Origin of the sequence: Sphingomonas glacialis (assembly GCF_006439055.1) — a bacterium.
In the GTDB taxonomy this organism is placed as follows: domain Bacteria; phylum Pseudomonadota; class Alphaproteobacteria; order Sphingomonadales; family Sphingomonadaceae; genus Sphingomonas; species Sphingomonas glacialis_A.
Window position 1 is genome coordinate 53,336 of sequence record NZ_RCZC01000010.1, and the last position, 12,083, is coordinate 65,418.

Below are 12,083 nucleotides of genomic sequence, written 5' to 3' on the forward strand. Positions count from 1 at the left end.
TTACTTCAAAAGGTGAAGGTCACGTCGCCGGTGATCGAGCGGCCGGCCTGGTAATAATATTGATCGAACGGCACCGAGCTACCGGGACTGATGTTGGTGACGGACCGCGAGTCGAACAGGTCGCTAACCTCCACCCCGATGCGAGCGGGCCCGATGTCGTAGCGCGCGGCAAGGATCGCGGTGTTGTAGCCGTGAATGCGATAAGCGGCGGGTTCGCCATTATCGCCATATTGGACGCCGGTATATTTATCGATCAGAGAAAAGCGAACGGGGCCCTGCTTAAACAGCACGCCGCCCGCCGCGGTCCAGAATGGCGCTGTCGCCAGTTGCAGCTTAGGCGCGCCCGGATTGTTGGTTTTGGCGTAATTACGCGATCCGTTCACAAACACCGCGAGGCCATTGTCGAAGGCGTAGGTCGCCTGCCCCTCGACGCCCTTGTAAACCGCGGCACCGTTGTTGATGAAGACCTTGCCGTCACCTGGAACAGGGGACGTGATCGAGGTGAACTTGTTCTTAAAGTCGATGTAATACACGTCTGCATCGAGACTTATGTGGGAGCCGTGATAGACAAATCCCGCCTGATAGTTCGTCGATCGCTGCGGGGCGAGTCCGTCCGACAGCGAGGGATTGTTGACATATAGCACCTTCAGCGGCGGTGCTAGAAAGCCTCGCGCGTATTGACCATAGACCGCGAGATGCGGATTGATCGAATAGTTCACCGTCAGGAACGGCAGGTCTGCGGTGTAGGTGCTACTTACGTTCTGCGGGATGCGCGTCGTCTGGTTGTAGAGTGCGTTGATCTTCCGATTGAAATCGACGTGCTTATAACCTGGCGTAATGCTGAGGCCGTCGAGGGGCCGCAATTCCAGCTCGACGAACTCCTCGGTCTGGTTGGTCTCGGAGTTCTGGTCGAAGCGAATGTCAGCTGGGGTCAGCCCGCCAGTTACGGGGTCGACAGCCTTCTTCTCGATATAGTTGCGCTGCCCCGTGATCTGGTCAATGTCGCGTTGCTGGCGATAGGTTCCAGCGTGCTCGATCCACGCGCCGGCGGTCAGCGCGCCAAAGCCAAAATCGTAATGCACTTTGGCAATGTCGCCATAGACCCGGTATTTGTTGGTCTTGGTATAGCCCGGAACGCCGACTGCCTTCGCGCCACCCGGCGCGAGTGTTACCATGTTTGCCGTGGCCAGAGCCGTTGCGTCCACGGTTCCGAAAAGCGTCACGTCCGCGCCGCTTAGCGTCTCATTGTCGTAGCTATAGGTGTAGGCCTTGTTGTCAAACGTCACTGCCGGCGACAGATGAGCCTCAATATGCGCTATCTCAAAATCAGTGGTCTTTTTCGTGTGGTTGTACTTGTAGTAGTTTTGCGTCTTCGGATCGTTATTCAGGCTGAAGTTCTTGCCGAACTTTTCGACCTGCGCCAGCGTCTCGCCGTCGTTATCGGGCTGGTTGAAGCTGTTCTCGTTATAAGTGGCCAGCAGCGTCAACTTAACGTCGGGGCCGATCGGGATGCTCGCCTTGCCAAACAGATTATACGCCCTGTATCGATTATAGGTCAGCGCTCCGTGAGTGTTGGCATATTGCCCACTGAGCATGAACTCGCTTCCGCCGAGCGCGGAGACCGCTCCGCTCTGCAAGACGCCGCGCGCGAAATAGGTGTCGAAGCTGCCATAGCCAGCTTTCACTTCAGCGCTCGCATCCTCGCGCGTCGCACGGGAGAACAGGTTCACGTTACCTCCAAAGGTCGCCTGACCGAGCTGGCTCGCGTTTCCGGGACCGCGGTCGATGATAAGTGTCTCGACCGTATTAGACGGAAAGAACGTGTTGCTGTGGTGCGACGGATCGTTGGTGTCGCCAAAGGGTACGCCATCATAGGTGATGTTGTATTCGGCGTCCTGAAAGCCGCGCAATTGCAGCTTGGATTCGCTCAGGCCGATGCCGTTCGTGTTTCCCGTCGTCGACGCGCTGGGAGAGATGAGCGCGATGTCATTAAAAGTTGAGGTCGCCGGCAGCGAATCCTCGATGAAAGACCGCGAGATGATCGATTGCGGTTGGGTCGTCTGAAGCGAGGCCGTGACAGGCGCAATCTCGTTCGCCTTAGTCGCGGTCACAACGATGTCGGAACCTTCGGCAATTTCCGGCTTCTGTTGGTCGGTCGCCGCGGCCAATTGCTGCGCCATTGCCGTTTGTGCCGAGAGCGCGATCGCTGTCGCAATGATACTTGTGCCGATACGACAGATTTTCGCTTTCTTCGACGGTGCCATAAAAAGTCTGTTCCCCGCTCTTTCGCCCTATGATTGGGCGAGCCGGTAGCGGTTCAACGCGACATCCTCATTGCAGATTTACTACTTTCTAAAGACAGCGCTGAAAGCGGTTGGCCGTTTTGAGCAACCCCGCAGTGATCGGCTCACTGGCGTCGAGCGAGGCAAAATAGCTATCGAACCGGCGATAGGCGGAGGGCCAATCGACCCAGATATCGCCGGATTTCAGCTTGTTGCGGATGTAGGCCATTGTCGCGGTCTCGTGGAGGCGCCGATTGATCCTGCCGTCCGCGCCGAAGGATGGCTAACGTGCCTCGCGTTCTCCCAGTCAACCGCCTGGATGATTGTCGCCGTCGGGCGGACTCGACGGATAGCGCGGAATGCCAGCGATCCCGACCAGCCGAGCCTATACACGCGACGCGAAACACTGAGAGCCGGCCTGATGGCGCGCGTGGTCGATAGTGTCGCGATCCGCTTGCTTCCGAGCGCCTTTGCCGTAATCCGCGTCCGCTATTTATCTAATGGACGATCTGTGAGCGTGATGGTGAGACGTTTTGACATCCGCACCACGTCCAACGACAGTGCATCAGCCGACGTATCAAGCGCTCTGGCAAGTTCCGAAGCACCCGACACGGGCGTACCGGACACGCCTAGTATCAGGTCGCCTGCCTGAAGGCCGCTCCTGTCGGCGCCGGAGTCCCTATCGACAAAGGATATCACCGCCCCGCGCTGACCATCGACGCCGAGCCGCACCGCGAGCCCCGGTAATAGATCGTCGGCGACGATACCGAACCGGTTGTCGGAAGGTTTGCCGTTTCGCAGCAGCTCGCTGACGATGTGACCCGCGATCCCGGCAGACAGCACCGAACTCGCGCGATCACCGTCGGACTCCTGCGAGCCAAGCCCAACGATTCCTACGACGTCGCCGTTGGGCCCCAGCAAAGGAGCGCCGACGAGCGCAGAATCGAGCACCGGTCTCACTCTAGCAAAGGTGCGCAGCCGATCCCGCTCCGCCATGGAATCACTGCTGACCGTCCCTAGCGCGGCGGTACAACCGCTGCCATTGGGTGAGGCGATCGCCAAGACCCATTCCCCAACGCGTGGGAAATTCGGGTCAGCGAGCTTCAGGAAAGGCAAACCGGTCCCCTCGATTTTCAGAATTCCGATGCCGGAGATCGGATCGGAGCCGGCACGTGTCGCGTCGAGAAGCCGGCCGTTATTAAGGACGACGTGAATTTCTCCCTGAGTGGCAACCGCGTCGGCGCTCGTGACAATGTAGCCGTCATTGGAAACGAGGAAGCCGGCTAGTGGCTGCGAAACCTCAGCGGTCGCCGCACCTGACGGGTATTTGTCATCCGACGATGCCCTGCCTCTTGCCGTTTTGGCGGCGGGTCGCGAGTCTTGCTGGATCGTCACGATGGCGGGGCAATTGTGTCCAATCATATCAGCAAGATTCTCGATCGCCGGCGTAAAGCCGGCCGCATTCATCGCTGGCGCGACGACACGCTGTTCCACCCGGACGACACGCGGCCAAGCATAGGCGCCAAAAATTGCGCCCGCTACGAGCAGGGTGAGCGCGACCAAGCTTGCTACCGCGACGAGCATAAGAGACGCGCGATCGACCTTCACGATGTCGGCTTTCCTTTCGCCATTCCCCAAGCACCGGGACAGAAAGTATATCGACCAGCTGCGCCGCCAGCGAGTGCTTGCCAAACAACCCTTCTCAACCTTCGCCGTACAAATCCTTCAAAGCCTTTTCGATCTCGCTCGAATAGCGGCGCCGGACAAACTTCTCGCTGACGGTGCCCAGAACCTTGCCGCTTTCATCAAGCACGGCGAGATCGTCAGCCTGCAAGTCCTCAAACATCCTCATGACTTGGGCAACGTCCTGCTCGGGTCGAAGGGTATGGCCGGTCAGGATCGCCAACGTGTCGATAGCCCTATCGAGGTCGTCCGCCACCGCATAAGCTGTCGGCGTAAGCACCAGGCCGGCATAGACGCCCTCCCGATCGACCAGGACCACGCGGCTTGCCGCCCCGAGCTGAAAGCGGCGCCGAAACTCCGAGATCGAAATCCACGCCTCGGCCGTGCTCGGCTCGCGGCGCATCATGCGGCCAGCGGTCAGCGCTTTGACCCAGCCGATGTCTCGCGCGCTGCGGATCGTCTCGCCGCGCGTGTGGAGACGCCAAGTCGAGAAGGAAAAGCCGAACCTCTCCCGCACCAGCGTGCTGGCGCAGAGCGCTGCCGTGATCGCCGTCCCAGTCAGGGCGAAATCATGGGTCGCCTCGAGAACCAGCAATGACATCGTCATAGGCCCGCCGACCACCGCCACCGCCATGCCGGCCATGCCGACTAGCGCCGCATCGGTCGGGTCGATCGCTGGCGCGCCCGGGACGAGCACGATCAGCGCAGCATAAATCTGCCCCGCCAGCGATCCGAGGAAGAGCGAAGCGAAGAACAGGCCGCCCCTGAATCCGAAGCCTAGCGAAATTGCGGACGCCGCCATCTTGAGAAGGAAGATTGTGGTGAGGAAGGCAAGCGTTACTTGGGTCGTTAGATCGAGGTGCAGTGCGCCGTGCCCCGCCGAGAGCGCCTGCGGCGATATCCAGGCGATCGGGATGAGCAGGAGGCCACCGATGGCGGGCCGCACCCGGTCCGGTATCGGTGACTGACGCACCCACAGTTCGATGGTTGTCACGGCACGCATCAACACGATGCCGAAAGCAGCACAAACCAGTCCGAGCGCCGCGTATACAAAATAGTCGATGGTCGTGATGGCGTGTGCGCTGGGCAGCGCAATCAGATAAGCCGGCATGCCGGACGCACGGATCGTGATTGCCGCGGTAAGGCAAGCTGCCGCCACCGGAGCAATCGCGGCCGGTGTATAGGCGCCGATGACGATCTCGAAGGCGTAAAAGGCACCGGTCAGCGGCGCCCCGAAAGCGGCACCCACAGCGGCACCCGCACCGGCGCCGACAAGGATGCGCAGGTCGTTGCGTCGGAGACGCAGCCATTGCCCCATCACCGATGCCAGGCCGCCGCCCATCTGTGCATAGGCCGCTTCGAGGCCGACCGATGCGCCTGCACCATTTGATAGCAACGTTTGTGCGGAGACAACCAGGCTGTCCCTGAATGGAATGATCCCGCCGTGGAGCGCATTCGCTTCGACTACGTCAACGGGCGCCCGGGTCCTGGCACTGACGACATAGCCGAGTGCGGCGAGGAGGACGCCACCAATGGGCAATGCGAGCAGGCGAACTGGCGAGATCGATGACAAGGCACTCAAGCGGTCGATGCCGACCCCGTAGAGCAAATTTTGCATCAGATGGGCGCTCGCGGCGAGCGCAAGGGTCATCAATCCCGCGCAGAGGCCGATCAGCACCGCGACACCGATGAGCGCCGCCTCGCTCGACCGCAATCGACGTCGCTGATTTGCAAAGAACAAAAGGGTATTAGACTTTTTCATCGCACTCACAGACCGACCGGAGAGCCCTAGTCGTTGGGGTCTCGTGCGTCCACCCGCTCCATCAGAGTGGGCGGGTCGGCTTCCAGCGCAAACGCGTCTGTTCCAATGGCGCAAGGCCTAGCGTGGCGGGACCATCGACTCATCTTAGGCAAGCTTCTCTTATCCGGGGAACAGCCGGTCCAGGCCAAGCACGCGCCGTGCGCTTGAGCTCTTCTTGCGGCAGCGAGTACGGGCGGCTCATCGCAAGTTCGTAGAAAGTGGTTTGCTTGATCCGCATAATCGCTTTCTGAACGAACAATCTGGCGCGGACCAGTTCGATCGAAGCTGCAGCAGACCAGTCACCGTTGCGAGCGCGCGCAAGCCAGCGAAGCCGATAAAATCGTGGCCTGGCCGCCTTCCTGTCGTCCATCAGTTTCTCCCACAGTTGAGGCAGTCGAAAGCTGCGCCGGTTCCCCGGGAATGCTGATCGACATCCGAACGGCAACCTTATCACAATGATTTAGGCCATGCCCGGATGAAGCCTGAACGCGCGGAAAACGAGACATGCCCCCAGGAGTCACATCGAAGTATAACGGCTCGCAGATGCCCGATAGTCCAGAAGGTGACCGTCGATGATCTGGCTATACTGGCCGCCGGTACCCTACGGGACGCTCCGCCGCGCAACTCTCCGCGGCCAAAACGCAATTGAGCGACCTTGCGGCATGGCGCGCCCTGATCGAACTTTTCCATCGCGCCTGCCACAACAACGCTGGCGATGCCTACAATCTCGACGGGCCTGCCCTCGCCCTTGCTTGAACGGCGCCCTGACGCCGCTGCCGCCGAACAGCGAATGATGACCGTGGATCCCGAGATCGGGGTCTCGCGCGCCGCCTTTTTTCCGTCGGCTCGCTAGGCGGACGTTGGTGGGTTCCATAACGGCGCCCTGGCCGGGTTAATCGGTGCATCCAATATGGTCTGGTCCATCGGGTCGAGCGCAGCGCTCAGCCGCTTCGACGGAGCCGCCGCCGAACTCAGGTCGCTCCCGCGCGTACCGATAGGAACAGCCTATGGTCACGCACGGCGACCATATGATCGCCGGTTACCGTCCGAGGATCTCCTTTTTCCTGATTACAGGTCGATTACGACCCTATCGCAAAAAACGGGAGACTTGTCCAACAGCGTGCTAGAGGCTTTAGGACAGCATAACCCGCGGGCCGATCGGCGACGGCAAGGCGTGCTGCTTGTGGAGAGACCTGTGCACTCAGCTGTCACAATGCGGCAACCCGGCCGACTTTCCCCGCGATCAAAGCGGGTCACCGTGTACGAGCTCATCTATCGGCGATTGATGATCCTTCTGTTGCTGTTCGTTGCCGCATTCACTGCCGTTGGCGTCCGGCTCACCCAGCTTGGTTTCGTATCGCAAGGCCGAACGTCGCGTCGTAATTCGCGAGGGTCTGCGGTCGTCGGGCGTGTCGACATCGTCGATCGCAACGGCAAGGTCCTGGCAAGGACCTTCGACGCCTACAGTGTTGGGGTCCACCCGTCGCAACTGATTGGCAAGCCACGGGAACTCGCGGGGCAGATCTCGCGCATCCTGCCGATGCAAAGCGAGACTGCGCTTCTAAGGGAACTGACGAGCCTCAAGCCCTTTCGTTACATCCAGCGGCATATTTCACCGGCTAACGTCCGCAAATTCATGATCCTCGGCGAGCCCGGCGTCGAGATCCTGCAGGAGCCCGAGCGGATCTATCCGGAAAGCGCGCTTGCGGCCCATGTGCTCGGATATGCCGACATTGACGGGATCGGTCGTGCAGGGCTCGAACGTCAATATCAGGACCGCCTCACCGCATCGGCGCAAGGGCCGCTTCAGCTTTCGATCGATGGGCGGGTGCAGGCCGTACTTGAACTGGAACTGCAAAATGCGATGACCGAGCACAGTGCGATCGGCGCGGCGGGGGTCGTGCTGGATGCGAACACCGGTGAGGTGATCGCACTCGCCTCGCTTCCGGGCTTCAATCCGAACACTCCCTCCCGTTCGACTTCAGATGCCCGGTTCAATCGTGCCACGCAGGGCGTCTATGAGCTTGGCTCGACCTTCAAGGCCTTCACGATCGCCACCGCGCTAGAAACCGGCGTGATCCATAGCCTTGCGGACCGGTACGATGCGCGAGTGCCACTTCAGATGGGCCGGTTTCGCATCCATGACGATGATGCGCAGAACCGCTGGCTGACGGTGCCGGAAATCTTCGCCTATTCATCTAACATCGGCGCGGCACGCATCGCGCAAGCGATCGGTGCGGATCGGCAGCGCAGCTTCCTCGATCGCCTTGGCATGCTCCGACCGGTGGCAGTGGATCTCCCGGAACGCGGGCGGCCCTTATATCCCGCTTCGTGGGGAGAGCTTGCCACCATGACTGTTGGGTTCGGCCATGGCCTTGCGGTCAGCCCCCTTCATCTCGCTTTGGGATATGCCGCAGTCGTTAATGGCGGAGTCTGGCGACCGGCGACCCTTTTGAAAATGTCCGATGACCGCCCGGTCGCGGGGACCAGGGTCTTTTCTCAGCAGACATCGGCAACGATGCGCTCGCTCCTGCGCCTAGTCGTGGTTCATGGTACCGGTGTGAAGGCCAACGCCCACGGCTACCGGGTGGGCGGCAAGACCGGAACAGCCGAGAAAGCCGAGCGCGGCGGCTACAATCATCATGCGCTGATATCAACATTCGCGGGCGCGTTCCCGATCGACGCCCCACGCTACGTTGTCGTGGTGACTCTCGACGAGCCGAAGGGCACGAGGGCGACGGGCGGCTATGCGACGGCTGGCTGGGTAGCGGCGCCAGTAGCGCATGGCTTGATCCGGACGATAGGTCCCATGCTGGGTGTCTATCCAGACCTGAGCCGCGACATCGACCTGACTCCCATATTACCGCTTGTAACCGGGACGGCTGCCGAATGACCTGTGCAACCTGCCGCTGACTTTGTCCTGACTGCGGCTACCCTCACATGGCAGCCGACCCCGCTCATCGACAGAAATTGGTCTTCAACGCGGTCAAGGCAACCGGCCGGGCCGACGTCGCTCGCAGCGACGAGCGGCATTTTCCGCGGTTGTGTGTCGCTTGAGGGTCCTTCGGTTTCGCATTCAGGTCGAGGGTAAGTTATCCGTCGTTCACTCGGATGCTTTGTAAGCGTCCGGTGAGGGTGTCGGGCTAGGCTGGACAGTGGTTCCACGGGAGCAGATCGTCGATCTGCCGGGCGGGATAGTCGGCGATGCGCGCGATGGTGTCGGTCAGCCAAGCCTCTGGATCGACCCCATTGAGCTTGGCGGTCTCGATCAAGCTGTAGATGGTGGCGGCGCGATGGCCACCCTGGTCCGAGCCCGCGAACAACCAGTTCTTACGACCGACGGCGATGCCGCGCAGCGAGCGCTCCGCCGCGTTGTTGTCGATCTCGAGCCGACCATCCTCGACGTAGCGGGACAGTGCTGACCAGCGGGTGAGCGCATAGCGGATCGCGACCGCGAGGTCGGAACGCCGCGCCAGCTTGGGAGCGGTCGCGTCGAGCCATTTGCGGAACGCGGCCAGCAGCGGTCCGGCTCTGGCTTGGCGCTCGCATCGTCGCTCGTCGGGCGGTCGACCCCGCACGTCCTGCTCGATCGCGTAGAGGCCGGCGATGTGGTCCAGCGCCTCGCGGGCGGTCGCCGATCCGATTGCGGCGTGGACATCGAAGAACTTGCGCCGGACGTGCGCCCAGCAGGCGACCTCGGCGACGCGCTCACCATAAAGCCGATCGAAGCCGGCATAGCCATCCGCATGGAGATCGCCCCGGAACCGGGCGAGGTGCGCGGCCGGGCGCTCGCCCTTGCGGTCGGGTGCATAGCGGAACAGCACCGCTGGCGGTGCTCCGCTGCCATGCCCGCGCTCGTCGCGCACATAGGTCCATAGCCTGCCGGTCCTGGTGCGCCCCGCGCCGGGCGCAAGCACGGGCACTGGCGTGTCGTCGGCGTGGAGCGTGGACCCGCCCATGACGTGGCGCTCGAGTGCGTCGACCAGCGGATCGAGCAGGCTCGCCGAACGCCCGACCCAGTCGGCCAGCGTCGAGCGCGCGAGCTCCACACCGTGCCGGGCATAGATCCCCGACTGGCGGTAGAGCGGGAGATGATCTGCGTACTTGGAGACGAGCACGTGCGCGAGCAGTCCGGCACCGGGTCTGCCGCGCTCGATCGGCATGGAAGGTAGCGGCGCCTGTACGATGCGCTCGCACGACCGGCAGCTGAGCCGCGGCCGGACATGGCGCACGACCCGGAACGAAGCCGGGACGTAATCGAGCTGCTCGGTCACGTCCTCGCCCATGCGACGCATCGCGCCGCCGCAGTCGGGACATACGCATGACGGCTCGTGCAACACGTCCTCGCGTGGCAGGTGGTCGGGGAGTGGCTGGCGATAAGACCTGGCGACGTCGCGAGCCCGGGCAACGACCGGCGCAACCGTGGCGGCGGCTTCCGCCTCGGCTTCTTCGAGCCCGAGCTCCAGCTGGTCGGCCTCGCGGGTCAGGCGCTCGGACGAGCGACCGAACGCCATGCGCCGAAGCCGCGCCACCTGCATGCGAAGCTGCTCCAGCTCCACATCGGCCGCGACGAGCATGGCCTTGAGGAGGCCTACATCGTCGGGCAGCGAGGCGGCGTCGAGCAACACGATCGCTTATACCAGAACGGCGCCGCCCATGCACGCAGGAACGGCGCCAAACCGTGCTTTTTACCAAGCCAGCGTTGGCTGCGACGACCGGATCGGATGCCGCCAGTCGACCCCTTCGAGCAGCATCGACAGCTGTGCCGGCGTGAGCACGGCGACGCCGTCGGCGGTCGCCGGCCAGGTGAACCGGCCACGCTCCAACCGCTTGGCGTGGAGCACCAGACCCTGACCGTCCCACCACAGCAGCTTGACCAGATCGCCGCGCTTGCCTCGGAACACGTACACCGCTCCGCCGAACGGATCCTGGCGAAGCCGCTGCTGAACGAGCGCCGCCAACCCGTCGAAGCCCTTGCGCATATCCGTGACGCCAGCTGCCAGATACACCCGGACGCCGGCCGGCGGGCCGATCACCCGAACCCGGCCAGCACGGCCTTCAGCACCCGCGCGTCGATCGGTGGTGCAAGGCGAACGCGTTGCCCACCAGAGCAGATCACCTCGACCACTCCTGGTCCAAGCGGCTCCGGCTGCGTAGCGGCACCGGCGCTCGCCACCTCCACCGGCACGAACGCAGGCGCCGGCAGCTGCGGTGCCTCGACCGGAATACCGTCGCGAAGCAGCACGCGCCGCCAGCGATACACCAGCGAAGAACAGACCCGGTAACGCCGCGCGACATCCGAAACGCTTGCCCCCGGCATCATCGCCTCCGAGACGATCCGCGCCTTGTCGTCATCGCTAAACTGCCGACGCGGCTCCGCCCCGCCCGTGCCAGAACCATCGATAATCATCATAGCCATAGTGCCGCACCAGTGCTTGCCACAGTGCCGCACCTGTGGCCTGCAGCTCACATCACCCGCAAGGCGGGGCAGACCGGACGCTTACGATGCTTTGGCAACCGCAGCGGCAACATATTCGATCGCTTCAGCCAGCAAAGCGATGTGTGAGGAGGCTCTCGTTGTGGTCCCGTTGCCAAGCCTCGATTTTTGTCCGAACGTCTTCCAGCGACAGGAACCAGTGGTATTGAGGCTCGTCACGCAGGCGTCCGTTGAACGATCCCACGATCGCATTGTCGCTCAGCCTGCCGGGACGGCTGAAGCCAACGTCGCCCCGTTCTCGTATGCTCAGCGGTCGAGCGCTTCCAAGATGAACTCCCGCCCACAGCGAGCTTAACGCTACCGCGGTCCAGAAATGGCTTGGCCAGGTCGGCGTGAAGACGCTGTAGATCGCGCCATGCTCGCCATGGGAGAACGGCTACAACGAGAGCTTCAATGGCTCGCTGCACGACGAGCTGCTCAATGGCGAGTCATCTACAGCCTCGCCGAAGCAAGGGTACTGATCGAGAGGCGTACCGTCCGGCTGCACAGCAGCCTGGGCTACCGGCCGGCGGCCCCGCAAACGGCGACCTTGCCATCACAATGCACCAACTAGGGAACTAACCGGACTACCCGGTGGGGCTGCTCAGCCAGCGGACGCAATTTTCCTGGCGCATGCGGAAAGCCCAAGGCTCGGCCCCAAAAAGCCGATGACAAGTTGCGCCTTCATAATCCGATCCTGTAACCGCTTTTACCAAATGAGGTCGTCAGCCGGTTGGGTGTTACTATACATTTTATATGTATGGACGCTGTGACTGCTGGGTCCTATTTTACTTGCGTGAGCTAGCGGACCGCCCCCCCGTTTGCCGATCCGCTTTTTATA

The 12,083-nt window shown here is 62.1% G+C and carries 9 protein-coding genes and 2 pseudogenes; 2 read left to right on the plus strand and 9 right to left on the minus strand.

Annotation, left to right across the window (positions count from 1 at the left end):
• Positions 1-5: 5 nt before the first annotated feature.
• From EAH76_RS21680 to EAH76_RS21695, 5 genes are all read right to left on the minus strand, one after another.
• Positions 6-2,264, minus strand: a complete 2,259-nt coding sequence (locus EAH76_RS21680; RefSeq protein ID WP_140852350.1) for a TonB-dependent receptor — start codon at positions 2,262-2,264, stop codon at positions 6-8.
• 88 nt (positions 2,265-2,352) lie between these two features.
• Positions 2,353-2,511 (minus strand): hypothetical protein, encoded by a 159-nt coding sequence (locus EAH76_RS24045; protein WP_161989115.1) that lies wholly within the window; start codon positions 2,509-2,511, stop codon positions 2,353-2,355.
• Between the two features lie 260 nt (positions 2,512-2,771).
• Positions 2,772-3,890, minus strand: coding sequence for a S1C family serine protease (locus EAH76_RS21685; RefSeq protein ID WP_140852351.1), 1,119 nt, complete (start codon positions 3,888-3,890; stop codon positions 2,772-2,774).
• A 94-nt stretch (positions 3,891-3,984) separates the two neighbouring features.
• A complete protein-coding gene (locus EAH76_RS21690) occupies positions 3,985-5,727 on the minus strand; it encodes a chloride channel protein (protein WP_140852352.1) in 1,743 nt (580 codons plus the stop codon).
• A 139-nt stretch (positions 5,728-5,866) separates the two neighbouring features.
• Complete coding sequence (locus EAH76_RS21695) at positions 5,867-6,136, minus strand: hypothetical protein (protein ID WP_140852353.1); 270 nt, start codon at positions 6,134-6,136, stop codon at positions 5,867-5,869.
• Between the two features lie 915 nt (positions 6,137-7,051).
• On the opposite strand from EAH76_RS21695, the gene EAH76_RS21700 reads away from it, so the two are divergent.
• Entirely contained in the window at positions 7,052-8,659 is a 1,608-nt protein-coding gene (locus tag EAH76_RS21700) for a peptidoglycan D,D-transpeptidase FtsI family protein (protein ID WP_241659840.1), read from the plus strand.
• A gap of 250 nt (positions 8,660-8,909) precedes the next feature.
• Here EAH76_RS21700 and tnpC read toward each other — a convergent pair whose 3' ends face one another.
• The 4 genes and pseudogenes from tnpC to EAH76_RS24665 all read right to left on the minus strand — a co-directional run.
• Complete coding sequence (gene tnpC, locus EAH76_RS21705) at positions 8,910-10,343, minus strand: IS66 family transposase (protein WP_140852422.1); 1,434 nt, start codon at positions 10,341-10,343, stop codon at positions 8,910-8,912.
• Positions 10,344-10,454: 111 nt separating this feature from the next.
• A complete protein-coding gene (gene tnpB / locus EAH76_RS21710) occupies positions 10,455-10,802 on the minus strand; it encodes an IS66 family insertion sequence element accessory protein TnpB (RefSeq protein WP_140852355.1) in 348 nt (115 codons plus the stop codon).
• Positions 10,799-11,185: an IS66-like element accessory protein TnpA gene (tnpA, locus tag EAH76_RS21715; RefSeq protein WP_140852356.1), complete on the minus strand. Its 387-nt coding sequence runs from the start codon at positions 11,183-11,185 to the stop codon at positions 10,799-10,801. Before tnpA ends, tnpB begins: the two co-directional genes overlap by 4 nt.
• A 47-nt stretch (positions 11,186-11,232) precedes the next feature.
• Positions 11,233-11,545 (minus strand): annotated as a pseudogene (locus EAH76_RS24665) (integrase core domain-containing protein); the annotation flags it as partial.
• 2 nt (positions 11,546-11,547) lie between these two features.
• On the opposite strand from EAH76_RS24665, the pseudogene EAH76_RS21725 reads away from it, so the two are divergent.
• Positions 11,548-11,816 (plus strand): annotated as a pseudogene (locus EAH76_RS21725) (integrase core domain-containing protein); the annotation flags it as partial.
• Between the last annotated feature and the right edge of the window lie 267 nt (positions 11,817-12,083).

Coding starts and splice junctions, on each gene's coding strand:
- EAH76_RS21680 (WP_140852350.1), bottom strand. CDS start 2,264: ATGGCACCGTCGAAGAAAGCGAAAATCTGTCGTATCGGCACAAGTATC.
- EAH76_RS24045 (WP_161989115.1), bottom strand. CDS start 2,511: ATGGCCTACATCCGCAACAAGCTGAAATCCGGCGATATCTGGGTCGAT.
- EAH76_RS21690 (WP_140852352.1), bottom strand. CDS start 5,727: ATGAAAAAGTCTAATACCCTTTTGTTCTTTGCAAATCAGCGACGTCGA.
- EAH76_RS21695 (WP_140852353.1), bottom strand. CDS start 6,136: ATGGACGACAGGAAGGCGGCCAGGCCACGATTTTATCGGCTTCGCTGG.
- EAH76_RS21700 (WP_241659840.1), top strand. CDS start 7,052: ATGATCCTTCTGTTGCTGTTCGTTGCCGCATTCACTGCCGTTGGCGTC.
- tnpC (WP_140852422.1), bottom strand. CDS start 10,343: ATGCTCGTCGCGGCCGATGTGGAGCTGGAGCAGCTTCGCATGCAGGTG.
- tnpA (WP_140852356.1), bottom strand. CDS start 11,185: ATGGCTATGATGATTATCGATGGTTCTGGCACGGGCGGGGCGGAGCCG.